We start from the raw sequence: 25,793 nt of genomic DNA on the forward strand, positions 1-25,793 counted from the left end.
TGCGCTGTTCCGGGGTCTGCTCCACGGCGGGGGCGGCGGCGGGGGAAGTGGGTCCGGCGGCCTGAAAAGTTACGAAATGAGTGGCATAGCGTCGGCACCAGGTCAGGACCGTGCTGCGGCCTTGGATGCCGTAGCGCCGCTGGGCTTGTTTGTAGCTCAACTCACCGCGGCCGACTTCTCCCACCACGGCCAATTTAAAAGGCAAACTGTAGTCGCGTTGACTACGCCGCTCGCGCGGCTCAGAGGAGTTTTTCATGACAACTTTTGGAAAAGTGTCAACATATTGCCGGACGGGACACAAACAGAAAAAAGGGCTACCCAATTGGGTAGCCCTTTTTTCTGTTGACTTGAACCGAAATCGGTTAGTCTACTACATCCCAGAAAATCTTCTGGTACTGATCTACACCCGTTGGCACGTTGGCCTGGTTGGTGTTGGATTCCGACAGCGGATACAGCAGACGGGTTGGGAGCTTGTCGGGACGGGGCGAAGTTGATGCCGTAGAGGCGTCAAACTTCGGCAGCGCCGTACGACGGTAGTCATCCCAGGCCTCAATGCTACCCACGGTGTTCATAGCCAAGTATTTCTGGTAAATAATTACCTCCTGCTTGCCCAGAACGCCCTTAGACGGAGACGACTTGAAATCTACCTTAGGGTTGGTCTTGTTATCAGCGATGTACTGCTCGTATTCCTTCACGCCAGGAGTGGTAGAGGTAGCAGACTCCAAAGTGATGTTAGCCCCACCAGCCGGACGATAGAAATACAGGAAGGAAGCTTTAATGCCATTCAGGTAGTCCTTCTCGGTATCCTCCTCGGTGGCCGTGAAGAGCCCGCGGGTCTCCGCTTCTGCCTTAGAAAAGAGATGCTCCGAGAGCAACATAAGGGGAGTTGGAGCGCTAGGACCTTTCAGCAGACCACCACCGGGCAGGAAACGCGAGGCCTGAGTAGTAGCGGAGAAGCCAGGAGGGCTACGCTCTCCGAACTTGGTACCGATGTATTTCACGCTGTCGTTCCGCAAGCCAATTTTGTAGAGCTGGGAAACCCGGGGGTCGTTGTTGTTAACGTACGAGGCAATGATATACCTAGTCGGAATCTGGTAGAGCAGTTCCGTCGCGTTAGTTCCGGCGGCCGTGTAGCCATAGCGGTTGTAGAAGGGGTTCTGCTGGCCGGATGCCTGTGCGTAAACCGGCTGTACTACTACATCCTGTTTAATAAAGCCGTCGGGAGCATTCTGCAACGCCGCCAATTCCGTCTTCACGTAGCTGCTGGCCGTTCCGCCCGCCTCAGTCTGCGACTGACGGAGCAGAATGCGCAGCTGCATGCTGTTAGCAAACTGCTTCCACTTCGTCATGTCACCCTTGAACACGACATCCTCGCTACCAACACCCTGCGCATTAGCGTCAACGGCGTTGATATCGGAAATAGCACCCTTCAGCTGAACGATGAGGTCTTTGTAGATTTCTTCAGCTTTATCGTAGCCAGGCGTGGTGTTGGTCGCGCCCTGCAACGCCTGCGAATAGGGAATATCGCCATACTCATCAACCAGAAGCAGGAACTGGTAGGCCTTCATAATCCGGGCAATAGCCGCATGATTAGGGTAGCCATTAGCCGTACCATTGGTCTGAATGATGTTGTAATCATTCAGGTTGTCATAGGTAGAGTTGAACAGGCCCTGCTGGAAGGTGTTGGTGTAGTTAATGGTCGTTTCTTCCTGGTAGCCATTCACTACTCCCGAGCGGCCCCAGTAACCGGCTACAAAGCTACCGTAGTGGTTATAGGTAATCGAGTAGAGCGAGGCTGTGCTGGTAAGCGCCTGTGCCAGAATATTGTCCGGCGTGATGCTAGTCGGGCTATTCGGGTTATCGTTAACGTCGAGGAACGACGAGCAGCCGGTAGCGGCAGTAGCCATAGCTACCGCTGCCAGCATCTTAAATGGTATTTTCATTGATGCAGAAATTAGAAAGTTGCGGAAATAGTAGCGCCGATGAGCCGGGTAGGTGGCGTCTGCAGGTTGGTGTTGATACCAATGGCGTTGCTATTCGAGAAGCTAAACTCGGGGTCGGTGTAGATATTCTCCTTGGGTACCCACGTGAACAGGTTACGACCAAACACGTTGAGCGAAGCCCCTTTCACGAAGCCCAGGTTTGACACCAGCGAAGCAGGCAGGTTGTAGCCCAGCGTCAGCTCACGAATCTTGAAGAAACGGCCGGAAGTCACGTAGTTTTCAGCAACACCGCGGTTGTAAGCGGTGCTCGACCAGAACTCGTTACCACCAGGAGTGAGACCGTCGGTGTTAGGGATGTAGGTTTTGCCGTCCGGACCCAGGATAGCCGAGTTTGGATATACGAAGTCCTTGCGGTCATACATCACTGTCCGCTCGCCACCACCGGTGAAGTCGAGGTCCGAACCAATCGAGTGATACACTACGTAGCCCGTACGCAATTCAGCCTGGCCGGCCAGCGTGAAGCCCTTAAACGTAAGGCTGGTGTTGAAGCCGTATTTGAACTTGGGCTGGGTATTGCCAAACTCCTGGTTGTCGGCCGCCCGAACCGGAACGTAACGATCCTCTTTAGTGATAGGATCTACGATCTTGTTCATCTTCACCAGCCCGTCATCGGTGCGTGCATAGTGCGTACCGCTCAGGATGGGGTAAGGCTTGCCTACCAGCGCATACAGCTGGGAGATACCGCCCGTGGAGATGTTCAGCTGAGTCAGGCCGTCGGGCAGCGAAAGCACCCGGTTTTTGTTGTAGTTGAAGTTACCACCGATAGTGAACGTCAGGCCATTGTCGAGGCGTACCGGAATAATGTTCAGGTCAGCTTCAACGCCCTTGTTCTCCACCTCACCGGCGTTCAGCAACAGGCTGGTGTAGCCGGTCGTGTTCGAGATGCTGGTTGGGATGGTCTGGTTGTTACTCTTCTGGGTGTAGTAGGTAACAGCACCCGAAACGCGGCGCTGCAGGAAGCTAAGTTCCAGACCGGCTTCGACCGATACCGTTTCCTCGGGCTTCAGGCCCGGCTGCACAAGGCCGTTGTTGGCCTGGAACGAAGCCAGCGAACCGAAGGGGAAACCTGCGCCCAGCGAATAGGTAGAAGCAAGCCGGTAGGCACCACCCGTATCGAATACACCAGGGCCCGTGCCAGCCAAGTTGATCTGGCTCACTTTGGAGATACCACCCCGAACTTTACCATAGTCGAGGAAGGCCAGGTCCTTCAGCGCCGGAACAACGTTGGTGAAGATGAACGAGGCATCGACGCCGGGGTAGAAGAAGCTGCGGTTATCGGAGTCAAGCACCGATGTGTTGTCGTTGCGGATCGAGCCGTGAACATACAGGTAATCCTTGTAGCCCAGCGTCAGGTCGCCGTAGAAAGCGTACAGTCGGCTCTTGGCCTTGCCGTTGCTACCCGCCAGGTTACCAATACGGTTGCCCAGGTTGAACAGGTCGGGAACGGCCAGGGCAGTAGAGCCTACCGAGTTGAAGCTGCTGGTCAGCTGCTGGACGTTGTTACCAACGATTGCCTGCACCGAGATGTCGCCGAAGGTTTTATCCATGCTGGCGAACAGGTCAGAGTTGATGCGCGACAGGCGGCTGCTCACATCACTTACATAACCCGTCAGGCCGGCACCGCTCTTGTTGGTGTTTAGGTCCTGGATGTAAGTGTTGAAGGTAAACTTGTTCTGGGTAAATATCTGCGACTGATCGGACGTAGTGGTACCAATCCGGTAGTTCAGCTTCAGCCAGTCCGTCACCTTATACGTCAGGTCCAAGTTGCCAAGAATCGTATTCTTATCAGTGTTGGTCCGGTACGTATCGATGATGAAGTACGGGTTGTAGTAGTAGGCGTTATAATATCCGTTCGGGTTAGCGTACGGGTTGTTCTGCCAGTCCTTGTACGACGAAATGGGAGCCATTACCGTCGTGTTGAAGATGTTCCAGTACACGGAGTTTGCCTGCTCGTCGTTGGTCGTAATGTCCGTGCGCTGCTGCACGTAGTTGACATTGAAACCAGCTGTCAGGCGACCTAGTTCCCGCGAAGCATTGAAGCGGAAGCTATTCCGGTCGTACTTGTCCTTGGGGACAATACCGTTGTTATGAACGTTCTGGTAAGAGGCGTAGAACTTCGTACGGTCATCGCCACCCGAGAACGAAATATTATTCTGGGCCTGGTAAGCGCTGTTGAAGAACTTACGCTTCTCATCGGGGCGGGCCTCGTAGCTGAGCATCTGTATGCTGCCGTCAGCCAGCTTCTCACCAAACGGACGGATAGAGCCGTCGAAGCGGGGGCCGTACTGCTGGTTTTCGAAACCCTGGTACTTGGTTTCGTACCCTGTATCAACCGAGTTATCGGCCGTGAAGTCGGGCAGCGTGTTGGTGTACGAGTTAGCACCAGGGCCGAATTTCTCCTGGAACTTCGGCAGGAACGAAATGGATTCGAACTGCGAAGTCTGCGAAATGGTAACGCGGTTGGTATCCGAGCCCTTCTTAGTGGTGATGATCAGTGCACCGTTGGAAGCCTGCGAACCGTAGAGCGCGGCAGCGTTAGCACCTTTCAGAACCGAAATCGAGGCTACGTCGTCCGGATTCAACGTTCCGAGTACGTCGTTGGTCGAAATTACGCCGTCAACTACGATCAGCGCCTCGTTGTTACCGAGCAGCGAGCGAGTGCCACGCAACGTTACCCGGGGAGTGGCGTTGACGCCGTTGTTCGTATTCTGAATCTGCAGACCCGATACTTTACCTGTCAGACCGTTAACAACGTTCGTTGGACGGGCCTGGGTAATTTCTTTCGTATCGAGCGTAGCAGTGGCATAACCTACCTGCTGCTCCTGGCGCTGAATACCAAGAGCACCGGTAACAACAACCTCGCCCAGCACTTTAGCATCGGTAGAAAGACCGATGTCGATGGTGGAAGCCGTGCCGATTGGCCGCTCAACGCCTACGAAACCAATAGAGGAGAAAGTGAGAGCAGTTGCAGAAGCAGGGGCGCTGATGGTGTAGGTACCGTCGGCGTTGGTTGATACGCCAACAGTAGTACCCTTAACCAACACCGTAACCCCGGGCAGACCCTGGCCGGTAGCGCGGTCGGTGACCCGCCCGGAGATTTGCCGGTTCTGAGCGGCCGCCTGCTGCAACAGGACGGGCGCGAGCAGAGCCGCAGTTAATAAAACTTTCCGCATGTGAGTGAAAAAGAGTTTGGTGGAATTGAACTGGATGCCAAGATAAGACTTACTTCGAACTTCAGGAAGTAGCTAATGGCTCATCTTTCGGCTAAAAGTAAAGAACTGTCGCAACATTCTTTACAATTAATCCCAAATATGAGGCGAATCATCGACTTTACAAGACCTTTTTCTGCTAAAACACCCTAAAACTTGGCAACGCACCTCTATACCCATGCTTTTACAGTAAAGCTGTTTGGCAAGTGGGATGCTAGTTGTGGCCCATTGCATCATCGATTCTCGGAATATCAGCGGCCTTAAGAACTCGTTACGCCCTGCGCCAGCGTCCGGTCGTTGCTCAGGCGCGGTACCTTGTTCTGGCCGCCTAGCTTGCCCAAGCGCTTCATGTAGCGCTGGAAAGCGCCGGCCGGCAGTGTGGTGAGGCGCGGCGCGGCCAGGATGTTACCCGTGCGCAGATCATTATAATAGGTGTTGCGTTGTTGCAAAGCTTCGTCGAGCGTCGCGCCGAAGGCGGCCGGGTGGTGGGGCGGGCGGGCAAACTCGATCAGCCACTCGTGGCGGGAAGGCGTGGCGGGGTCGTCGCTTACCAAGGGGGCCACGGTGAATTCGGTTACTTCAGCTTCGGGGTGGGCCCGCAACGCCTCGCGTAAGCTCTGCTCCACTTCCTCGCCGATGACATGCTCGCCGAAGGCCGAGAGGAAATGCTTAATGCGGCCGGTTACCACCACCCGGAACGGGTAGCGGCTGACGAAACGCACGGTGTCGCCGAGGCTGTAGGCCCAGAGGCCGGCATTGCTGGTGAGCACCACGGCGTATTGCCGGTCGAGTTCCACTTCGGCCAGCGTGAGGCGGGGCGGGTTGGGCTCGAAAAACCGCTCGGCCGGGATGAACTCGTAGAAGATGCCCGCATCGAGCAGCAGCAGCAGGCCGGGGTTGCCGGGCTCGTCCTGAAAGGCCAGAAAGCCCTCGGAGGCCGGAAACAGTTCTACACTATCCACGGGCCAGCCAATGGTGTCGAAGAGCTTGCGGCGGTAGGGCTCGAAGTTGACGCCGCCGTACACGAACAGGTCGAAATCGGGGAACACCTCCCCTACCGGCCGGCCGGTGCGGGCTACCACGCGGTCGAAATACATCTGCACCCAGGGCGGAATACCCGAAATGAGCGTCATCGGGGCCGGCAGGGTTTCATCCACGATGCGCTCCAGCTTCTGCTCCCAGTCCTCGATGCAGTTGGTAGCGTAGCTGGGCAGCTGGTTACGGCGCAGGTAGGCCGGCACGTGGTGGTTGACGATGCCCGAGAGCCGGCCGACGGGAATACCGTTGAGCGTTTCCAGCTCCGGCGAGCCCGATAAAAACATCAGCTTGCCATCGAGAAAAGTGCTTTTGCCCGTGCGCTGCACGTAGTGCAGGAGCGCGTCGCGGGCGCCGTTGAGGTGGTTGGGAATACTGGCCCGGGTGAGCGGAATGTACTTGGCGCCGCTGGTAGTACCGCTGGTTTTGGCCAGATAAAGCGGCCGGCCGGGCCAGAGCACGTCGGCCTCGCCGGTTTTCATGCGCTCGAACCACGGAAGTAGCCCCTCGTAGTCGCGCACGGGCACGCGGGCGGCCAGGTCGGCGGCGGTGCGGGCACCGGCCAGGTCGTGGGCCGCGCCGAAACTGGTGCGGGCGCCCTGGGCCAGCAGCTCGCGCAACACCCGCTGCTGGGTGCCGATGGGGTCGTGCTGCCAGCGGGCGTACTGGCGGACGATGTAGCGGGCCAGCGGCCGGCTCAGAGTGGATTTCAGACCCATGCGAAAAGAATAGGCGGGAGAAACGGCGGCAGCGCGCCCGGTGGTCAGCCAAAGATACCTGCCACACCTATATATAGCAGGCGTTGCGACAGGCCATCCTTTCGCGCCCGGCCCGCGTATGGGGAGCTATCAACTTCTGTTCAGCTTTCAACCCCACCACTCATGAGCAATCAACGCGGAACGGCCGTCTGGCACGGCGACATTAAAGGCAGCGGCCAGCTAACTACGCAGAGCGGTCAGCTCGACGCCCCCTACTCTACCGGCGCCCGCTTCGAGGGCAAGCCCGGCACCAACCCCGAGGAGCTTATCGGGGCCGCCCACGCCGGTTGCTTTACCATGTTTCTGACCGGTAACCTCACCAAAGCCGGCAAGCAGGTGAAGCAGATCAAAACCGAATCGAAGGTGACGCTTGATACCTCGGGCGACGTGCCGAAGGTGGTTAAAATCACGCTCAGCACCGAGGGCGAAGTAGAAGGCCTTTCGCCGGAGGAATTTCAGCAACAGGCTGAATACGCCAAGGAAAACTGCCCGATGTCGCAGCTGCTGAAAGCGGTGCCCGAGATGGAGCTGGCTTTAGCCAAGCTTATGTAACGGCCGGTAGCCGATTACTTGCGGTGTGCCGGCCACCGCAGCGCTGTTGCTTCGGTGGCCGGCACACGTACGCCGGACCCAGCTGCACCGGGCAACTGAAAACAACTCCTTACTTTTACGGCTTCTTTCGGCTCTCTCCCGCCCCTATGAATCCTAATTCTACCCGTGTCCGCCTCCGGCCCGCCAATACGCAACGCATTCCTTTCTGGGGCCAGATTTTTCTGGGGCTGATGTGGGTGGCCTACACGGTGGCGCTGATTGTAACCGATGCGGGGGCTACCGACATGTATTTCCTGCACTACGTGTTTCTGGTGTTCAGCCTTGTGTATCTGGGCTACGTGCTGGTGCACAACGCGCCCATATTTGGCACGCAGAGCTATCTGGAGTTCACGCCGGGCTACATTGTGCACAAGGAAGGGCTCTTCAAGGCCAAGCAGGCCTTCGCCGCCGAAAGCATTCAGTCGCTCGATTTGGGTGCTCAGCAGCTGCGCCTGCGCCTGAACGACGGCAACTCGCACGCTCTGAGTTTGCGCCAGGTGCGCGGCCTCAAACGCCGCCGCCTCATGCGCGACCAGGTGCAGGCCTTCGCCGCCAAGCACAACATCCCGCTTAAGGATTAAGCTGCATTTAAGCCGCCAGCTACAAGCTGCAAGTCTGAAGGCCTGTTATCCTTGGTAAAACAAAGACAAACAGGCCGTCAGACTTGTAGCTTGTAGCTTGAGGCTGGCAGCTTATTCACCTATCTGCCGGCGAATTTCTTGCGCAGTTCCACGATGGTGCCGCGGAACGATTTGTCGGAATCGATGAGGTCGGAAACGGTTTGCACCGAGTGGATGACGGTGCTATGGTCGCGGCCACCGAAGTGGTGGCCGATGCTTTTAAGCGAGTGGCTGGTGTGCTCCTTGGCGAAGTACATGGCTACCTGCCGGGCCGTTACCACTTCCTTTTTGCGCGTTTTGGCCTTCAGCAGCTCCAGCGGCACGCTGAAATACTCGGCGCAGGTTTTCTGAATGAAGTCGAGGTTGACTTCGGCCTCCACTTCCTCGATGATGTGGCGCAGGGCCTGCTTGGCCATTTCGAGGTCGATTTCGCGGCGGTTGAGGCTGCTTTGGGCCACCAGCGAAATCAGCACGCCTTCCAGCTCGCGCACGTTGGTGTTCACCGAGTGGGCCAGGTACTCCACTACCTGGGGCGGAATGTCGATGCCATCCTGCTGCATCTTGTTCTGGATGATGGCCATCCGCGTCTCGAAGTCGGGACTCTGCAAATCAGCCGTCAGGCCCCACTTGAAGCGCGAGAGCAGCCGGTCTTCGAGGCCCACCAAATCGCGCGGGGGGCGGTCGGAGGTCATCACAATCTGCTTGCCGGCCTGGTGCAGGTGGTTGAAGATGTGGAAGAACATCTCCTGCGTCTTGTCCTTGCCCGACAGAAACTGCACGTCGTCGAGAATCAGGATATCGACCAGCAGATAGAAGTTGGCGAAGTCCTGCACCTGGTTAGAGCGCAGGCTTTCAATGAACTGGTTGGTGAACTTCTCGGCCGACACGTAGAGCACGAACTTGTCGGTGTTCGTGGCCTTGATGTGGTTGCCAATGGCCTGCACCAAATGGGTTTTGCCCAGGCCCACGCCGCCGTAAATCATCAGCGGGTTGAAGCTGGTGGTGCCGGGCTTGTTGGCCACGGCCAGCCCGGCCGAGCGCGAGAGGCGGTTACAGTCGCCCTCGATGTAGTTTTCGAAGGTGTAGGTAGCGTTGAGCTGCGACTTTAGATAGTCGCGGTCGATGCTTTTGCTGGCCTCGAACGGGTTGCGCAGGATGTTGGGGGCCGGGGCGGGCCGCACCGAAGCCGCGGCTGTGTTACGGGCCGAAGACGTTTGGGCGCTCTGGGCCAGCGAGGCGGCGGCGGGCGTAGTGGAGGCCACGGGGCCGGCGGCGCGGTGGGCAGTGGGCAGGTTGAGCGTGCGCGGCTTCTGCTGGGCGTTGCCCTGGTCGACCACAATGCTGTACTCCAGCCGCCCTTCCACGCCCAGCTCCTGATGGATGGCCCGCTTGAGCTCCTCGACGTAGTGCTCCTCCAGAAACTCGTAGAAATACGTGCTCGGCACCTGAATCAGGAGCACGTTATTGTGGAGCTGTACCGGCACAATGGGCTGAAACCATGTGCGGTAGCTCTGCTCACCAATCGTTGATTTGATGACGCGAAGACAATTAGCCCAAACCGTATGGCAATCCTTCGACATCAACTAAACAGGGCAAAAGCAACGGGCGTGCGGGTGAGGACAGAATGGGGCAAAGCGGGCAGCGCCGGGCCGCCTTTTTTTCAGGGGGAGACAAAAATGTGGAAAACTCAGGAGACAAAAAACCCCGGGCAGGCTTGTATTTCATCCCATTTTAACACATCCGTAATCCGGCCTTCAATCTACGCTACCGAAACCGGAAGCACGGCCGTAGCAGCCACCGTGGGCCGGCGGTTTTTGCGGTTGAAGGCGAAGTCGATGCGGCCCAGGTTGATGCCCGACCAGCCCACCTGGTTGATGAGCGTGGTGTGGCCGCCGGGGCCGGCAATGGGCTCGGGCTTGTCTAGAAACGTGTGCGTGTGGCCGCCCAGTATCAGGTCGATGCCGGCTACTTGCGCGGCCAGCTTGCGGTCGTCAATTTTGTCGCTGGCGTACTTGTAGCCCAGGTGCGAAAGGCAAATAACCAGGTCGCAACGCTCGGGGCCGCGCAGGCGCGTCACCATGTCGCGGGCCACGGCCCCGGGGTCGAGGTACTTGGTGGCGCCGAAGTTCTTGTCTTCCACCAGCCCGGCCATTTCGATGCCCATGCCGAACACGCCGATGCGCACACCCTGCTTTTCGAACACCTTGTAGGGCTGGAAGCGGCCGGCCAAGATTGTGTCCGAAAAGTCGTAGTTGGCGCTCAGGAAGGGGAACGTGGCGTTGGGCAGCTGCTTGTGCAGGCCCTCCAGGCCGTTGTCGAAGTCGTGGTTGCCGAGCGTGCTGGCGTCGTAGGCCATCTGGCTCATGAGCTTGAACTCCAGCTCGCCCTGGAAAAAGTTGAAGTAGGGCGTGCCCTGCCAGATGTCGCCTGAGTCGAGCAGCAGCACGTTGGGCTCCTGCTGGCGCACCTGGGCCACCAGCGCCGCGCGCCGGGCCATGCCGCCCATACCGGCCCACTGCGCGGCATTGTCGGGGAACGGCTCGATGCGCGAGTGCATGTCGTTGGTGTGCAGAATGGTCAGGCGCACCGCCTTGTCGTCGGCGCCGGCCAGCGCCGGTACCGAGGCCGCGCCCATCACGCCCAGCGAGGCAACGCCCAGGCCGGTGTACTTCAGAAATTCGCGCCGGTTAATCACTGATTTTCGCTGATTTAGGGAGGATGACGCTGATTCAAAAGTCAGCATTCATCTTAAATGAGTAAAAAGATCTAGGAAAGGCAGACTGAGCACCTGAAAGTGAAAGTGCAGGAAGTTTACAATCGACCAAAGCAGGCTCGTCCGATTGACTTTTCGCTGCTGCACAGCCAGCAGGCTACTGCCTAATTAGCAGAATCAGCTTTAGAATCAGCGCGAATCTGTGATTCTTCCTTCGATGGTGGCCTGCACGGGTTTGCCCTGGGCCGTTTGCTCCTTGATGTAGGTCATGATGGCATCGCGCAGCAGCACGCCGGTACCCTCGGGCTTGAGCGGCTTGAAGAACGCCATGGCGTCGCCGCCGCCGGCCAGGTAGTCGGAAATGGCAATGGCGTAGTTGCGGCTGACATCGAAGGGCTGGCCGCCGATGAGGATGGCGCCGGGCTTGCCCTCCGGGGTAACTGTGAACGTGGCCCCCGAAACGGCCATTTTGGTGCGGGCTGCATAGTCGAAGAGCTGCTGCACTACGGCGCCGGGCGCATCGAGCACGACCAGCTGGTTTTCAAACGGCATCAGCTCGAACACCGTGCCCACCGTAACGGGCCCGGCCGGAATGGGCGCCCGCAGGCCGCCGTTGGTCATCACGCCCAGCGGAATGGGCCGCCCCAGCGCCTTGCTGGCCTCGGTGCGCTGCAAATCGGCCACGAAGTTCGACAGCAGCGACTCGCCCGATTTCTTGGTCAGGGCCACCGGAGCGTTGCCCAACACGGTCGTCATCTGCGACACCACTTTCTCGCGGTAGGGCGCAATGGTGGCCGTGGCGCGGGCGTCGTCGGGAATAGCTTTGCCGAGCGGCTGCGCCGTGATGGGGGCCAGCCGGGCCTGGGGCTGGTAGGCGGCCCGCTGGCAGGCCGGCGTGAGGGCCACGGTGGCCAGCAGGCCCAGGGCGGCAATGGAGGAACGAAGAGTACGCATTGGCAAGTTGGCCGCAGACAGGAAAGCGGGCTGCAAAGGTAAGCCACCGCGGGCGTAGTTGGGCGCGTTCGGCAGTTCCTTGCTATTCGTCAAACGATTTTATGTTCCGATTGAAGCTACCGTTATATAGCGGTGGCCATTTGTCAGACCGCCGAGCCACAGGCTGGCAATTTCCCGCGCCAAACCCGATTTCCGGCCCTTACCCCCTATCTTTAACCCGCGCCTTCGGGTGCGCTATTTCCCACCCCACCCCGCTGCCCCATGGCCGATTCGCCGCAACCCGCGCCGGTTTCCTTTCCCGAATTTCAACCCCTGACCACCGCCCAGTGGCAGGCACGCCTGGCCCGCGACCTGAAGGGCCAGGACCCGGCCACCCTGCGCTGGCCCACGCCCGACGGCTTTACGGTGGAACCCTTCTATCACCAGGAAGCCCTGGCGCAGCTGGGCGGCGCGCCCGCGCCGCTGGTGCGGCCAGCCGGCCGCGGCTGGCGCAACGTGCCTACCTACGCGGTGCCGGCCACCAGCCGCGGCCACGAAGCCATTGATAGGGCCGCCGCGGCACTAAAGCTCGGAGCCCAAGGCGCCCACTTCGTGCTGGCCCAGGCCGATGAGTTCGACGCCGAGTACCTGGCGCAGCAGCTGCCGCTGGCCGATACCTACGTGGGCTACTCGCTGCGGCGTGGCGCGGCCGGGCTGCTGGCGCGGCTGGCCGTAGCTGCCGCAGGGCCGTTGCGCGGCTTTCTGGTGCTCGACCCCATCACCCACCACGTGCCCGACCTGGTTTCGCAGCAGGATGAGCTGCGGGCCGCGCTGCTTGCCAGCCGCGCCTGGCCCGAGTTCCGGGCCTTAGGGCTGGACGTGGCCTACTACGGCAACCGCGGGGCCACGGCCACCCAGCAGCTTGCCTTCGCCCTGAGCACGGCCGCCCACTACCTCAGCCAGCTGCCCACCGACGAGCTGACCGTGGCCGAAGTGGCCGCCGCGCTGCACCTGCACGTGGCCGTGGCGCCCAACTACTTCTTCGAAATTGCCAAGCTGCGGGCCCTGCGCCGGCTGTGGGCCACGCTGCTGCACGCCTACGGGCTGTCAGCCGAGGCGGCCCAACAGCTCACGATTTTCGCCAGCACCGCCACCTGGAGCCAGACCACCCTCGACCCGCACACCAACCTGCTGCGCCACGCCACCGAGGCTATGAGCGCGGTGCTGGGCGGGGCCGATGCCGTGAGCGTGGGCACCTTCGACAGCCTGTTTCACGAGCCCAACGAGTTTGCCGAGCGGCTGGCCCGCAACCTACCCGTTTTGCTGCGCGAGGAGGCCCACCTGGGCCAGGTGCAGGACCCGGCCGCCGGCTCCTACTACCTCGAAACCCTCACCGACACGCTGGCCCGCGAGGCCTGGGCCCTGTTCCAGCAGCTCGAAGAAGCCGGCGGACTGCCCGCCGCTACCGGCCGGGTACTGGCGCTGCTGCACGAGGCGGCCCAGACGCAGTTCCGGCGCATTGCCACCGGCGAGCAGGTGGTAGTAGGCACCAACCGTTACCAGAACGCCCAGGAGCAGTTCGATTTCAACCCCAAGCGCCTGTTGCGCAGCCCTACCTTCGATACCACCCGCGCCACCTACCCCACCGAGGTGCTGCGGCTGGCCACGGCCCTGCACTTCGAGCGGCGCGAGCTGAAAAAGAAGCGGGCGGCGCTGGTGCTGCTGGGCACCCACACGAACGAAATCATCCTCGAATCTTTCCTGCGCACGTTGCCCGCCACCGAGCGGCCCGAGCTACAGCACGCGCATCCCGAGGGCACGCTGTCGGTGCTGTTTTCCTCGGCCGAGCAGGCCACGCTCATGTACGCCACGCCCCTGCAGTTCGGCCGGCTGGCCCGCACCATCAACGGCGTTCCGCTCGATGAGGCTGGCTTTATTCCGCCCGCGCTGCTCACGGCCGATCTGGCCACCATGCAGGAAGCCGTGCAGGTATTCGGGCTGAAGGAGTTTACGGTGGAAGGCTACAGCACCGAAGACGTATTGGCCCGCTTGCAGGGGAGACCTATTAAGAGTTAGAAGTGAATAATCATTAGCTAAATTTTAGTTCACAAAATCATCTGTAGACTAAAAGCCTATGAGAGTTACCAGCAAGTTATTAGTCGGATTACTCTCATTGCCAATAATAGCAGCGGCAGCAGTTCTTTATCTCCGTCAAGAACCCGCATCATCGCGCTTTTATATAGATAATGATTTACCAGATGATGTCTGGTAAATTCCAATTATTGCACCGTATAAGTTAGTTACAGCTGATTGCTGCCGCGAATGGAATTTTCAGTATAACGTGAATTTTAGTGCCGACTCTATCAACTACGAGCAAGAATTCATTGTTTTCCATGACAGTTTCAAGCATCAATATGGCTTTTATAGCACTGTGGAAAAGAAACTTTATCAATCAAATGGCTTTTCACAGTTTGCAAATTTTGCTGATTCTGTTGGCATAAGCCGAACCCTGTATTGCGCCGAAGCTGTGCATAAGTGCTGGCGAGAAACCAGACAGCTTCCTTGGGCGAAGGAAATCTTCTTCCAGGATTACAGTCCAAGTATTAGTGAGTAGCTCGCTACTAAATACCCTTCCCACATGCACCCCGACTTCTCCCAGATACCCTACGACGCTGCCCAGCTGCCCGCGCCGGCTCCCGCTTCCGACGCTACGGTTGCCACGCCCGAAGGCATCAACCTAAAGCCCTTCTACACCGCCGCCGATGTGCAGCACCTCGACCACCTGGGGTTTGGGGCGGGCGTGGCGCCCTACCTGCGGGGGCCCTACAGCTCGATGTACGTGCAGAAACCCTGGACCGTGCGCCAGTACGCCGGTTTTAGCACGGCCGAGGAAAGCAACGCCTTCTACCGCCGCAACCTGGCCGGCGGGCAGAAGGGCCTGAGCGTGGCCTTCGACCTGGCCACCCACCGGGGCTACGACTCCGACCACCCGCGCGTGGTGGGCGACGTGGGCAAGGCCGGCGTGGCCATCGACTCGGTGGAGGATATGAAGCTGCTGTTCGACCAGATTCCGCTCGACCAGATGTCGGTGAGCATGACCATGAACGGGGCCGTGCTACCCATTATGGCCTTTTATATTGTGGCGGCCGAGGAACAGGGCGTGGGGCCGGAGAAGCTGGCGGGCACCATTCAGAACGATATTCTGAAGGAGTTCATGGTGCGCAACACCTACATCTACCCGCCGCTGCCGAGCATGCGCATCATTGCCGACATCTTCGCCTACACGGCCGAGCGCATGCCCAAGTTCAACTCCATCAGCATCTCGGGCTACCACATGCAGGAGGCCGGCGCCACGGCCGATATCGAGCTGGCCTACACCCTCGCCGACGGCCTGGAGTACGTGCGGGCCGGCTTGGCCGCCGGGCTCAAGATTGATGATTTCGCGCCCCGGCTGTCGTTTTTCTGGGCCATTGGCATGAACCACTTCATGGAAATTGCCAAGCTCCGGGCAGGGCGGCTGCTGTGGGCCAAGCTCATCCAGCAGTTCAACCCCCAGAACCAGAAAAGCCTGGCGTTGCGCACGCACTGCCAGACCTCGGGCTACTCGCTCACCGAGCAGGACCCGTTCAATAACGTGGCCCGCACGGCCGTAGAGGCGCTGGCCGCCGTGCTCGGCGGCACCCAGAGCCTGCACACCAACGCCCTCGACGAGGCCATTGCCCTGCCCACCGATTTCTCGGCCCGCATTGCCCGCAATACCCAGTTGTATTTGCAGCACGAAACCGACGTTACCCGCGTGGTAGACCCCTGGGGCGGCTCCTACTACGTGGAGACCCTCACCCACGAGCTGGCCGACAAAGCCTGGGCCCTGATGAATGAGGTGGAGGAACTGGGCGGCATGGCCAAGGCCATCGAAACCGGCCTGCCCAAGATGCGCATCGAGGAGGCCGCCGCCCGCAAACAGGCCCGCATCGACTCGAACAAGGAAATTGTGGTGGGCGTGAACCGCTACCGCCCCAGCGAGGAGCAGCAAATCGACGTGCTCGACATCGACAACGCCGCCGTGCGCGAGTCGCAGATTGCCCGCCTGCAGCATACCAAAGCCAACCGCGACGAAGCCGCCGTGCTAGCGGCGCTGGCGGCCCTCACGGAGGCGGCTGGCGCACCCCACCCCCCATCCCCCTCCCCTCCGGGAGAGGGGGAGCCTGACGGACTCATCAGAACTGAATCGACTGGCTCCCCCTCTCCTGAGGAGAGGGGGCCGGGGGGTGAGGTCAACTTGTTGGCCCTGGCCGTGGAGGCCGCCCGCGCCCGCGCCACGCTGGGCGAGATTTCGGATGCGCTGGAGAAGGTGTACGGCCGCCACCAGGCCACTATCCGGGCTATTTCGGGGGTTTATTCGCAGGAGATGAGCTACGACGAGCAGTTTGCCAAGGCCCGCGAGATGGCCGACGAATTTGCCGGGCGCGAGGGCCGCCGCCCCCGCATGCTGGTGGCCAAAATGGGCCAGGACGGCCACGACCGGGGCTCCAAAATCATTGCCACCTCCTTCGCCGACGTGGGCTTCGACGTGGACATTGCGCCCCTGTTCCAGACCCCCGACGAGGTAGCCCGTCAGGCCGCCGAAAACGACGTGCACGTAGTAGGCGTGAGCAGTCTGGCCGCCGGCCACAAAACCCTGATTCCGCAGCTGCTCGCGGAGCTCAAGCAGCTCGACCGCGAAGATATCCTCGTCATTGCCGGCGGCGTCATCCCAGCCCAGGACTACCAGTTTCTCTTCGATGCCGGAGTGGCCGGCGTCTACGGCCCCGGCACCGTCATTGCCGTAGCTGCCCAGGAGATTCTGGGGAAGCTGGGGGAGTAAATCGGTGAAGTGAATTTGATCAGGCAGCAGACTAAAGTGGAGCGATATGGCGTTTTACAGTTGTGCTCAGAATTCCCTCATAGCAACGTAGCAAGCCAGTCTCGCTATTAGTAAACAAGTAGCACATCACTTTATTTTATTTTAGACCACCGTCTTTAATTCAGCACACATGGTAAAATATATATTTTTGTCTAAAATACTTTTAGCGTTAATATGTTTTTCCGGCAGCATTATTAATGTAGCTCAGGCGCAACAGTTACCTGCTTACTTATGGGCTAAGTCCAATGGCGGCACAGGGGATGACCGAGGTTATCACATAGCACTAGATGCCTCCGAAAACATATTTATAGCAGGGATATTTTCTGGCACTTCAACTTTTGGAAATAATACACTAACTAGTCGGGGTAGTTATGATATCTATTTGGCAAAGTATAATAGTCAAGGCCATCTTCTGTGGATTCAGCAAGCAGGAGGAGCACTCCATGAATCAGTACATGGTTTATGTGTTGATGAAACAGGTGCAGCTTATATAACTGGAGTGTTAAATACCGGTGTAGATGTAGTTATTGGATCAAGTACGATTGCCAGAAATCCCGGACAAGGCGGACTTTTTTTAGCTAAATTCAACTCACAAGGAAATACCGTATGGGTAAGATTTGCTTATGGACTTGATGGATACGTAGCTACAAGTAATAGCGTGGCTACTGATGGCAGCGGCAATGTCTACTTATCAGGTATTATAAGTAGTTCAACCCGTTTTGACCATCTTATATCAAATTCAAATTTCAATGGAAATATGTTTATAGCTAAATATAATACACAGGGCGTTATACAATGGGTTAAAAGCGACATAGGAACAACTAAATATAATTCTGGTTTAAACGACAAGAATATTGCCGTTACTTCTACCGGGCAAATTTATCTGGTGGGGAGATATCGTAGAGGATTCATATTAGGCAGTACGGCTTTGCCTGATCCCGCGCCAGCACTAAATGAGGAGGACATATACATAGCTAAATTCGATTCTCAAGGTAATCCGATCTGGGTTAAGCCTTTTATTGGCTTAGGGGTTGAGACATGCAACGGATTGACTCTTGATAGAATTGGAAATATTATACTTGCTATTTCCTTTCACAAAACCATTTCCCACGCTAACCATAAATTCACTGTTAACGGTCCGCAGACGAGCTCTAATTCTGATGTACTGATTCTTAAATTTACCTCCGATGGCAACTTACAATGGAGTCAACAATTAGGAGGAAATTTTACTTTTTCGCCGAATGTTACGTGTGAATCTGATATTATTTCTGGTTTGAGCACGGATTATGAAGGCAACATTTATACCTATGCGCAACTAATAGGAATGCCCACATTAAACACTAATGATGGGACAAGTACATTTAATAATCATATAATATCTTATTGCCCTAGCGGATCGATGCTATGGTCGCGTTCTGCAGGTAACCTTATTTCAGACTTGGCGGCTACTCCAAAGGGCGAGTTATTGTCCACAGGCTATTTTGAATATACCCGTTATTTCGATCAGTTTACACTAACAAGCCTTGGCAGCCTTGACATGTATATAGCTAAGCTAGATGCAAATAAACGGCCATACTCCAATCCTTCTTGTTTACCCTTGCCTACTAGCCCTATTGGTAAAGATATATTTTTTATTCCTAATATCATCACTCCTAATGGAGACGGGAAGAATGATGTATTCCGCATAGTAGGCCTACCTGTTGGCCCTTGGCAATTGCGTATTTATTCTCGCTGGGGCAAACAAGTGTACATTAATGAAAATTACCAACAGGACTGGAATGCGAAAGAATTACCTGCAGGAAATTATTTTTATCACCTGCAGCATCATACTCAGCCTTCCATACGCGGATGGCTACAGGTAACCCGCTAAAATCTTATCATGCCCATCCCCGACCACGACCAAATCGACGCTGACATTGACTGGTTCGCCACCGACCCCGAGGGCCATATCCTGCACATAGCGTCGGGCGGCGGGGTATTGCCGGAGTCGGTGGCGGCTTCGCAGGCCGATTTGCTGGCGCTGCACCAGCATTTCCTGACGCGGCCGGAAACCGGGGCGGCGCAACTGGCGCAGGGGACCAACGCCGCCGAAGCCTCGGGCGCGGCTCGCTACGCCCGGCGCGGGCTATTCTCGTTCGCCAAAACCGACCTGCACACCCCCACCGATGCGCATTACCGGCTGGTGGCCCGGCCGGCGGTGCCGCTCACGGTGGCTGCACTGCCCCCGGCGCTGGTGCAACTGCTGCGCCGCACCCGGCTGCCCGCGCCCGTGGCGGGCCGGGCGGCGCTGGATGCCGCCACGATTGCCTGAATCAGCTGCCGGCCCGCCTTTTGGTGGGCCGGTTTCGTTTGTGCCCATCGGATGGCTGCTCCCGCCTCCCGGAAGGTCGTTCACGCCTCCCGGAAGATGGTTCACGCCCGTCGGCAGGTCATTCACGCTCGCCGGGAAGTCGATCCCGGCTTCCGGAAGGTTGTTCCCGGTGTTCGGCCAAGCATTCCCGGCTTCCGGCGAGCCGGGCACGCCTTCCGGAAGGTCGTTCACGGCGTCCGGCAAGGTATTCACGCCTTCCGGAAGGTCGCTTGCGGCAGCGATACTGGCCGGCGTATTGCTTCTTAGTCAGCTTTTTAGTACTGTTGAGCCAGTAGTTCTTCCCACTTTCTATTTCCTCCTTCTATGAAGAAGCCCACCGAACGGCAGTACGACCAACCCGACAGCGAGATGCGGCAGCGCATGCGCACGATGCACGGCCATTACCTCAACGATTTGGCCGCCTTCACCGCCTTCAACCCCGCCCTTACCGCTGCCTTCGGCACGCAGTGGGCCGCGGCGCTCGATGCGGCCGACCAGGCCACCTCGGGCACCACGCTGCGCGGCGACCTCAGGGAGGACACCCAGACGGTGGAAACGCTCATGGACCACGCCCGCACCCAGGTGCAGCAGCTATTTTACTACGTCGAGCAGGCTTTCCCCAACAATGCCGGCCGCCTCGACCAGTATGGCAAGGCCCAGTACCCCGGCGCCCGCCAGAAGCACGACAAGATGCGGGCGCTGCTGAGCGCCGCCCTCGCCAGCGCCACCCGCGACCAGGCCGAGCTGGCTCCCCACGGCTTCGGGCCCGATAAGCTGGCCGCCCTGGCCCAGGTAACCCAGGACCTCGAACGGGCCGATACCGACCAGGAAATCCGCAAAGGCACCAACACCGAGGGCTCCGACGAGTACGTGCGCCGCCAGAATGCGGCCTACGCCTTCGGCCAGCAGGTAAGCCGGGCCGCCAAAATCGTGTTTGCCTCCGATGCCGTGAAGCAGCGTCTCTACCGCCTCGCCGATTCGGCCAGCAGCTGAGCGGTTGCCCCCTGCCCTGTCATCCTGAGCAAAGCGAAGGAGCTACACAAAAGCCGATAGCGCGTATGCCCAGGCCGCTTTTTAGCCCCAGCGGGGCGACATATCGGTAGCGGATACCGGGTGATAAAGTGCCAGAGCCCCAGCGGGGCGACATATCGGTAGCCTGATTAGCAATCTGTTGCTGAAAGCCCCAGCGGGGCGACACCAATCGTTGAGCCGATTGTGTCGCCCCGCTGGGGCTCTGGCACTTTATCACCCGGTGTCTGCTACCGATATGTCGCCCCGCTGGGGCTGAAAAACGGCTTGGGCGTCTGATCTGCTGGCCTTACTCGGGCAGCACGGTCAGGGCGTGGTCGTTGCCTTGCTGCAGGGCCAGGTCGCGGGCCGAGAGGCCGCGCACGTCGCGCAGGGTGGCATCGGCGCCGGCCTGCAGCAGGATGGGCAGCATGTTGTGGCGACCGAAGAGGGTGGCGAACATGAGGGCCGTGCCCTCATTGCCGTTGCGGGCGTTGAGGTCGGCGCCGTGCTCGATGAGCAGCTGGGCCACATTGGGGTAGCCCTTGAAGGCCACGCCCATCAGGGCGGTGTTGCCGCTGGCATCGTGCACGTTGGGGTCGGCGCCGGCTTCGAGCAGGGTGCGGGTGGCTTCCAGGTGGTTGTCGTAGGCGGCCAGGATGAGGGCCGTGAAGCCGCGCCCGTCGCGGGCGTTTACATCAACGCCGTCAGTCAGCAGCTGGCTAATGGTGGCCGTGTCGCCCTGGCGGGCGGCCTGAAACAGCAGGTCTTCGGGGCGGGAGGAAGTGAAATCCATTTTTGGGTGATGGGGTGAGGAGGGTGATGAAGTAAGGGGGTGATGGGGGTGAGTAGTTAAAGATACTGTCATCCTGAGCGGAGCGAAGGACCTTATCCTGCAAGTACGGCTGTAGCAACAACTCGTTTTGACTGGATAAGGTCCTTCGCTCCGCTCAGGATGACAGCGCCTCCCAAACATCACACCCCATTGCCCTCTATCCTCCTCCCCTCACTTACCCAAAATTACCCCATCGCCCGCACCAGCAACCGGCGCAGCGGGGGCCACTGGGCGGCGCGGAAGGCGCCCTCGACCAGCCAGGGTGCGCGGGCCAGCAGGCGCATGAGGCGGTAGCGGCGGGCCAGCTCGCGGCCCAGGCGGCGCTGCACGGCGGCGGCGTAGGGCGCCAAATCAGCGGGGCCGAAGGTGTCGGCGGCGCAGCAGCGGGCGGCGTGTTCGGCGGCCAGCAACCCGCTGATAACGGCCGTGTCGATGCCGTGGCCCTGCAGCGGGTCGATAAGGGCGGCCGCGTCGCCGCAGAGCAGGGCGCGGGGGCCGGTGAGGGGCCGCCCCGAGCCGCCCAGCGGCAGCCCGAAACCCTGAATGGGCGTCAGCTGGCGGGCCTGGGCGAAGCGGGGCACCAGGTGCGGGTGGGTTTCGAGCAGCTCCTGGAGCACTTGTTTCAGGTCGAGTTTCTGGCGGGCCACATCCGACGACAGCATCCCAAAGCCCACATTGAAGCGGCCCGCGCCCACCGGAAACACCCAGCAGTAGCCGGCCCGGTAGCGGCCCAGAAACAGAAAGTCGCTGGTAGTGGCGGGCACGTCCTGCACGTCCTCAAAGTAGGCCCGCACGGCGGCGCAGTGCCGGGTGCGGTCGAGCGGAAACGGGGCCAGGGCGCGGGCCACGGCCGAGTGCGCCCCGTCGCAGCCGACGAGCAGCCGGGCCGTGAGCCGGGTGCCGTCGGCGAGTTGTACGCTGGCGCCGTGCGCATCGGCCGCGGCGGACTTCACGGAGCTGTTCTCGCGGATGGCGGTGGCCGTATGGCGGCGCACGAGCGTGAGCAGGGCGTCATCAAACTGCAGCCGCGGCGAGTTGAAGGCCGGCGCCTGCCAGTGCACGCTCACGCCGGTGCCGGCCGGCGACACGAGGCGGCTGGTGCGCATATCGGTGCGGTGGCCGGCCGTGAGGTCGCGCAGCTCGGCGGCCCAGGCCGGGTTGAGGCGCGTGAGGGCCTTGAGGGCGGGACTCGGAATGGCGTCGCCGCACACCTTGTCGCGCGGGAACTGGGCCTTATCGAGCAGCCCCACCCGCAGCCCGCTGCCGGCCAGCCCCAGCGCGCAGGCCGCGCCCGCCGGCCCCGCCCCCACTATCAGCACATCGTAATCGTAGGGCATTTTTGGGGTGAGGAGGTGATGGAGGTGAGGAGGAATGGGGTAAATATACTGTCATCCTGAGCGCAGCGAAGGACCTTCTTACGGAAGCACGAATCGTTGCTGTATTCGTTCTGGCGTGGTAAGGTCCTTCGCTCCGCTCAGGATGACAGATGTTCTTACTCCACCCCAAACTTACCCCTCCACCGCTTCCCGCAAAAACTCAGTGAACGGGCGCATGGTGCAAAAGGCGGCGGGTACGTACTCGGCCAGATTGAGGCGGCGGGCCTCCGCATCGGGCACGGGGTGCGACACGACGAAGCTTTTGTGGCGGAGCAGGGCCAGGTCGGGATGGTCGGCGGGGTAGCCGGCGGGCGGGCGCTTGAGCTGCTCGCCGTCGAGGCCGGCGTAGAGCTTTTGGAAGGCGGGGGCCGCCAGGATGCGGTGCAGGGCCGGGCCGTTGTAGTCGATTTCCTGGCGGATGCGGGCCAGCTGCTCCTTCTCGGGCTGGTAGATGCCGCCCGCTATCAGCGTCTGGCCGTTGGGGCCGAGCTGGAAGTAGTAACCGGGCCCGGCGCTCTGCTTGCCCCCGGCCGCAAAGTAGGCGCTAAAATGGGTTTTGTATGGGTCTTTGCGCTTGGAGAACCGCACGTCGCGGTAAATGCGGAAGATGCACTTCTTGGCCTCCAGCGTGGCCAGCGCCGGCTCCTCGGCAGCCAGCGCTGCCAGAATCTGCCCCACCAGCGCCTCAAACTCACTCCGCAGCTGGTCGTAGGTGGGCTTGCGGGCCTGAAACCACTCCCGGTCGTTGTGCAGGGCGAGGTCAGTGAGGAAGTCAAAGAGCGCAGCTTGGTTCATTTAGGGTAGTGAGTAGTGAGTAGTGAGTAGTGAGTAGTGAGTAGTGAGTAGTGGCAAACGGAACCGGCTGTCATCCTGACGAAAGAAGGGTCCTGTTATGCTCAGATAATCGTGGTAAGTATAATGACAGCTTGTGCAAGCGTACTAAGTACTAAGGTCCCTCCCTAAACAGGATGACAGAGCCGCTCTCTTCTCACCTCTCACATCTTATTTCTCCCCCTTCATCTCCTGCCGGCGCATGGGCATCTGGTCGATGGTGCCGAACAGGGTTTCGGGCTTTACGGGCGCAGTGTCGCGCCGCTTTACGCCGCCATCTTTGCCGATGAGCAGCACCTGAAATGCAGCGGAACCTGCCCCCAGCCGCTGCAGGTACTGGCGGTCGGCAGCCGATAAGTCGGGCAGTAGTAGCTCCCGTACCAGCAGGTCGCGCTCGGTGAGGCCGGAGCGGGCGGCGGTTAGCAGCGCGCGTTGCCGCCGCAGTTGCGCATCGGCGGCGGTGGGGGCGCACACCAGCAGCACCCGCTGCCGCCAGCGGGCGGCTTTCAACGTGGCTTCGAGGCTGGGGGCGGACTGGGCGGATGCGGGGAGGGCCGGCGGCAACATGAGCAGGTTTAGCAACAGTAGAAATCGGAACAGCATACGTCGCTAACGCAAACCCGGCCGCCGGGGTGCCCAGGCCCGCTGCGGCCGGCGGCGCGAACTGCTTCCGGGCCCCGGCCGTACCTTGCGCCATGCCCGAGCTGCTGTCCATCCACGACTTTCCCATTCCATCCAACCTGCGCGCTGCGGCCGTACTCGTGCCGGTCTTCCGCGACGCGGCCGGCGAGCTGCAGGTGGTGATGGTGCGGCGCACGGCCTTTGGCGTGCACGGCGGGCAGCTGGCTTTCCCCGGTGGCAAGCCCGAACCCCAAGACGGCGCCGATTTGTGGGCCACGGCCCGGCGCGAGGCCTTCGAGGAAATTGGTTTGCCGCCCGCCAGCGTGCAGTTGCTGGCGACGCTGCCCACCGTGCCGGTGCCCTCGGGCTTCCGCATCAGCCCGTTTCTGGGCCGCATCGTGCGGCCGGCGGCCTGGCAGCGGCAGGTTTCGGAGGTGGACGAGGTGCTGGAAATTCCGTTGCGCCACCTCGCCGATCCGGCCACGCACACGGAGGAAATCTGGGAGCAATCTGGCTGGCCGGGGCCGCGGCGGGTGCCCTTCTACCGGGTTGGTCCGGCGGGCCGCTACCCGCTGTGGGGCGCCAGCTACCGCATTCTGCAGCCGCTGCTGCCGCGCCTGCTGGCCGGCGAGTGGGGGCTGTGAGGAGGTGATGGGGTGAGGAAGTGAGGAGGTGATAGAGTAACAGGCGTGTCATTCTGAGCGGAGCGAAGAATCTCGCGTGCCAAAGTAATTTCCGACGACAGGATTTACCATTGCACGCGAGATTCTTCGCTTCGCTCTGAATGACACGCCTGTTACTCCATCACCTCCTCACCCCAATTTGGCATGATATTCCGTTTAACCTGCGTATGAAAACTTCTGCTTCTTTCCGATTCGCGCTGCTGCCGCTGCTTCTGTCCCTGCTGCTGCCCGGCGCGGCCCTGGCCCAACGCGAGCAGTCCATCTGGCTGTTCGGGCAGCAGGCGGGCCTGCAGTTTCCGGCCGATGGTGGGACGCCCACGCCGCTGCTGACCAGCAAAATGGCCACTTACGAAGGCTCGGCGGTGGCCACCAATAAGCAGGGCCAGCTGCTATTCTACACCAACGGCGAGAACGTGTTCAACCGCCAGCACCAAATCATGCCCAACGGCCGCAAGCTGATGGGCTCGGGCTCCAGCACCCAAAGCGCCCTGATTGTGCCCGACCCCGGCAGCGGCAACATCTTTTACATCTTCACCACCAGCGCCCAGGGTGGCCCCAACGGCCTGCGCTATTCCACCCTCGACATGACCCGTGACAACGGCCTCGGCGACCTGGTGCGCCTCAACGCCCTGCTCGTGGCGCCGGTGGCCGAGAAGCTGGCCGCCGTGCGCCACCAAAACGGCCGCGACGTGTGGGTGGTGGCCCACCGCTGGAACTCCAACGCCTTCGTGAGCTACCTCGTAACGCCCGACGGCGTGGCGGGCCGGCCCGTGATGAGCAACGTGGGCAGCATGCACGCCGGCCCCGGCCGCAACGCCATCGGGGCCATGAAATTCTCGCCCAACGGCACCAAGCTGGCCCTGGCTCTGTGGCACGAGGCCAATAAGTACGAGGTGTTCGACTTCGACCGCAGCACCGGCCAGGTGCGCAATCCGCGCTCCTACGGCCCCTACCCCGAGGCCTACGGCGTCGAGTTTTCGCCAGATGGCTCCAAGCTCTACGGCTCGAGCAACGGCGAAGGCGGCGGCCAGGCCCAAATTTACCAGATTGACCTAAAAACCGGCCAGGCCGCGGTTATCGGCAAGTCGGCCAACCGCAAAGTGGGCTCCCTGCAGCGCGCCCCCGACGGCAACATTTACGTCTCGCGCGAAGACAACCCCTTCCTGGGCGTCATCAAAAATCCCAACGCCGCCGAGGCTACTTACGTGGACGATGGCCTCAAACTCGGTGGCCGCCGCGGCAAATTGGGCCTGCCGAACTTCATCACGGAGCCGAAATAAGGCGGTTCGGTGTTGAACTCCAGAACGTCATTCAGAGCGCAGCG

Annotated in this window: 20 protein-coding genes; 9 read left to right on the forward strand and 11 right to left on the reverse strand. The window is 60.0% G+C overall.

Features of this window, described 5'->3' with window-relative positions:
- The 4 genes from H145_RS21685 to H145_RS0116010 all read right to left on the reverse strand — a co-directional run.
- On the reverse strand, window positions 1–256 hold a 256-nt coding region (locus H145_RS21685; protein WP_026351566.1), incomplete at its 3' end, for a helix-turn-helix domain-containing protein.
- Window positions 257–362: 106 nt separating this feature from the next.
- The gene (locus H145_RS0116000) at window positions 363–1,943 is read right to left on the reverse strand and encodes a SusD/RagB family nutrient-binding outer membrane lipoprotein (protein ID WP_019949167.1); all 1,581 of its coding nucleotides are present in this window, start codon (window positions 1,941–1,943) and stop codon (window positions 363–365) included.
- A gap of 11 nt (window positions 1,944–1,954) precedes the next feature.
- Entirely contained in the window at window positions 1,955–5,176 is a 3,222-nt protein-coding gene (locus H145_RS0116005) for a SusC/RagA family TonB-linked outer membrane protein (protein ID WP_026351567.1), read from the reverse strand.
- Window positions 5,177–5,472: 296 nt separating this feature from the next.
- Window positions 5,473–6,966, reverse strand: a complete 1,494-nt coding sequence (locus H145_RS0116010) for a GH3 auxin-responsive promoter family protein (protein ID WP_019949169.1) — start codon at window positions 6,964–6,966, stop codon at window positions 5,473–5,475.
- A 162-nt stretch (window positions 6,967–7,128) separates the two neighbouring features.
- Here H145_RS0116010 and H145_RS0116015 point away from each other — a divergent pair, with 162 nt between their 5' ends.
- The gene (locus H145_RS0116015) at window positions 7,129–7,557 is read left to right on the forward strand and encodes an OsmC family peroxiredoxin (RefSeq protein ID WP_019949170.1); all 429 of its coding nucleotides are present in this window, start codon (window positions 7,129–7,131) and stop codon (window positions 7,555–7,557) included.
- Window positions 7,558–7,703: 146 nt separating this feature from the next.
- Window positions 7,704–8,177, forward strand: a complete 474-nt coding sequence (locus tag H145_RS0116020) for a hypothetical protein (protein WP_157541686.1) — start codon at window positions 7,704–7,706, stop codon at window positions 8,175–8,177.
- A gap of 119 nt (window positions 8,178–8,296) precedes the next feature.
- On the opposite strand, the gene dnaA is transcribed toward H145_RS0116020, so the two are convergent.
- The 3 genes from dnaA to H145_RS21690 form a co-directional block, all read right to left on the reverse strand.
- A complete protein-coding gene (gene dnaA, locus H145_RS0116025; RefSeq protein ID WP_026351568.1) occupies window positions 8,297–9,796 on the reverse strand; it encodes a chromosomal replication initiator protein DnaA in 1,500 nt (499 codons plus the stop codon).
- Window positions 9,797–9,975: 179 nt separating this feature from the next.
- Window positions 9,976–10,908 (reverse strand): bifunctional metallophosphatase/5'-nucleotidase, encoded by a 933-nt coding sequence (locus H145_RS0116030; protein WP_026351569.1) that lies wholly within the window; start codon window positions 10,906–10,908, stop codon window positions 9,976–9,978.
- Between the two features lie 210 nt (window positions 10,909–11,118).
- Window positions 11,119–11,883, reverse strand: coding sequence for a 5'-nucleotidase C-terminal domain-containing protein (locus H145_RS21690; protein WP_019949174.1), 765 nt, complete (start codon window positions 11,881–11,883; stop codon window positions 11,119–11,121).
- 261 nt (window positions 11,884–12,144) lie between these two features.
- Between H145_RS21690 and H145_RS22980 the strand changes: the two genes are divergently transcribed.
- From H145_RS22980 to H145_RS0116065, 5 genes are all read left to right on the forward strand, one after another.
- The gene (locus tag H145_RS22980) at window positions 12,145–13,938 is read left to right on the forward strand and encodes a methylmalonyl-CoA mutase family protein (protein WP_019949175.1); all 1,794 of its coding nucleotides are present in this window, start codon (window positions 12,145–12,147) and stop codon (window positions 13,936–13,938) included.
- A 562-nt stretch (window positions 13,939–14,500) separates the two neighbouring features.
- On the forward strand, window positions 14,501–16,726 hold the full coding sequence (gene scpA, locus H145_RS0116045; protein WP_019949176.1) for a methylmalonyl-CoA mutase: 2,226 nt from the start codon (window positions 14,501–14,503) through the stop codon (window positions 16,724–16,726).
- Between the two features lie 169 nt (window positions 16,727–16,895).
- On the forward strand, window positions 16,896–18,635 hold the full coding sequence (locus H145_RS23790; RefSeq protein WP_083937817.1) for a T9SS type B sorting domain-containing protein: 1,740 nt from the start codon (window positions 16,896–16,898) through the stop codon (window positions 18,633–18,635).
- Window positions 18,636–18,644: 9 nt separating this feature from the next.
- Window positions 18,645–19,076 carry a hypothetical protein gene (locus H145_RS0116060; RefSeq protein ID WP_019949179.1) on the forward strand — a complete coding sequence of 144 codons (432 nt, stop codon included), beginning with the start codon at window positions 18,645–18,647 and terminating at the stop codon, window positions 19,074–19,076.
- A 363-nt stretch (window positions 19,077–19,439) separates the two neighbouring features.
- Window positions 19,440–20,108: a hypothetical protein gene (locus tag H145_RS0116065; RefSeq protein WP_019949180.1), complete on the forward strand. Its 669-nt coding sequence runs from the start codon at window positions 19,440–19,442 to the stop codon at window positions 20,106–20,108.
- 325 nt (window positions 20,109–20,433) lie between these two features.
- Here the strand turns inward: H145_RS0116065 and H145_RS0116070 are convergent, their stop codons facing one another.
- From H145_RS0116070 to H145_RS0116085, 4 genes are all read right to left on the reverse strand, one after another.
- Window positions 20,434–20,919 carry an ankyrin repeat domain-containing protein gene (locus H145_RS0116070; RefSeq protein ID WP_019949181.1) on the reverse strand — a complete coding sequence of 162 codons (486 nt, stop codon included), beginning with the start codon at window positions 20,917–20,919 and terminating at the stop codon, window positions 20,434–20,436.
- 224 nt (window positions 20,920–21,143) lie between these two features.
- Window positions 21,144–22,295: an NAD(P)/FAD-dependent oxidoreductase gene (locus H145_RS21700; RefSeq protein ID WP_019949182.1), complete on the reverse strand. Its 1,152-nt coding sequence runs from the start codon at window positions 22,293–22,295 to the stop codon at window positions 21,144–21,146.
- A gap of 171 nt (window positions 22,296–22,466) precedes the next feature.
- Window positions 22,467–23,129, reverse strand: coding sequence for a DUF2461 domain-containing protein (locus H145_RS0116080; RefSeq protein ID WP_019949183.1), 663 nt, complete (start codon window positions 23,127–23,129; stop codon window positions 22,467–22,469).
- 207 nt (window positions 23,130–23,336) lie between these two features.
- On the reverse strand, window positions 23,337–23,768 hold the full coding sequence (locus H145_RS0116085) for a DUF4174 domain-containing protein (protein ID WP_033426357.1): 432 nt from the start codon (window positions 23,766–23,768) through the stop codon (window positions 23,337–23,339).
- A 92-nt stretch (window positions 23,769–23,860) separates the two neighbouring features.
- On the opposite strand from H145_RS0116085, the gene H145_RS21705 reads away from it, so the two are divergent.
- Complete coding sequence (locus H145_RS21705; RefSeq protein WP_019949185.1) at window positions 23,861–24,430, forward strand: NUDIX hydrolase; 570 nt, start codon at window positions 23,861–23,863, stop codon at window positions 24,428–24,430.
- 206 nt (window positions 24,431–24,636) lie between these two features.
- Entirely contained in the window at window positions 24,637–25,749 is a 1,113-nt protein-coding gene (locus H145_RS0116095; RefSeq protein WP_019949186.1) for a TolB family protein, read from the forward strand.
- Window positions 25,750–25,793: the final 44 nt, after the last annotated feature.

The sequence above is a fragment of the Hymenobacter aerophilus DSM 13606 genome, assembly GCF_000382225.1.
In the GTDB taxonomy this organism is placed as follows: domain Bacteria; phylum Bacteroidota; class Bacteroidia; order Cytophagales; family Hymenobacteraceae; genus Hymenobacter; species Hymenobacter aerophilus.

Excerpts from the sequence above, each read along its gene's own strand:
- H145_RS21705 (WP_019949185.1), top strand. The coding sequence starts at position 23,861 with ATGCCCGAGCTGCTGTCCATCCACGACTTTCCCATTCCATCCAACCTG.
- H145_RS0116060 (WP_019949179.1), top strand. The coding sequence starts at position 18,645 with ATGCCCATCCCCGACCACGACCAAATCGACGCTGACATTGACTGGTTC.
- H145_RS0116010 (WP_019949169.1), bottom strand. The coding sequence starts at position 6,966 with ATGGGTCTGAAATCCACTCTGAGCCGGCCGCTGGCCCGCTACATCGTC.
- H145_RS23790 (WP_083937817.1), top strand. The coding sequence starts at position 16,896 with ATGGTAAAATATATATTTTTGTCTAAAATACTTTTAGCGTTAATATGT.
- H145_RS0116005 (WP_026351567.1), bottom strand. The coding sequence starts at position 5,176 with ATGCGGAAAGTTTTATTAACTGCGGCTCTGCTCGCGCCCGTCCTGTTG.
- H145_RS0116085 (WP_033426357.1), bottom strand. The coding sequence starts at position 23,768 with ATGCTGTTCCGATTTCTACTGTTGCTAAACCTGCTCATGTTGCCGCCG.
- H145_RS0116080 (WP_019949183.1), bottom strand. The coding sequence starts at position 23,129 with ATGAACCAAGCTGCGCTCTTTGACTTCCTCACTGACCTCGCCCTGCAC.
- H145_RS0116015 (WP_019949170.1), top strand. The coding sequence starts at position 7,129 with ATGAGCAATCAACGCGGAACGGCCGTCTGGCACGGCGACATTAAAGGC.
- H145_RS21700 (WP_019949182.1), bottom strand. The coding sequence starts at position 22,295 with ATGCCCTACGATTACGATGTGCTGATAGTGGGGGCGGGGCCGGCGGGC.
- H145_RS22980 (WP_019949175.1), top strand. The coding sequence starts at position 12,145 with ATGGCCGATTCGCCGCAACCCGCGCCGGTTTCCTTTCCCGAATTTCAA.
- H145_RS0116095 (WP_019949186.1), top strand. The coding sequence starts at position 24,637 with ATGAAAACTTCTGCTTCTTTCCGATTCGCGCTGCTGCCGCTGCTTCTG.
- H145_RS0116065 (WP_019949180.1), top strand. The coding sequence starts at position 19,440 with ATGAAGAAGCCCACCGAACGGCAGTACGACCAACCCGACAGCGAGATG.
- H145_RS0116070 (WP_019949181.1), bottom strand. The coding sequence starts at position 20,919 with ATGGATTTCACTTCCTCCCGCCCCGAAGACCTGCTGTTTCAGGCCGCC.
- H145_RS0116000 (WP_019949167.1), bottom strand. The coding sequence starts at position 1,943 with ATGAAAATACCATTTAAGATGCTGGCAGCGGTAGCTATGGCTACTGCC.
- scpA (WP_019949176.1), top strand. The coding sequence starts at position 14,501 with ATGCACCCCGACTTCTCCCAGATACCCTACGACGCTGCCCAGCTGCCC.
- dnaA (WP_026351568.1), bottom strand. The coding sequence starts at position 9,796 with ATGTCGAAGGATTGCCATACGGTTTGGGCTAATTGTCTTCGCGTCATC.
- H145_RS21690 (WP_019949174.1), bottom strand. The coding sequence starts at position 11,883 with ATGCGTACTCTTCGTTCCTCCATTGCCGCCCTGGGCCTGCTGGCCACC.
- H145_RS0116020 (WP_157541686.1), top strand. The coding sequence starts at position 7,704 with ATGAATCCTAATTCTACCCGTGTCCGCCTCCGGCCCGCCAATACGCAA.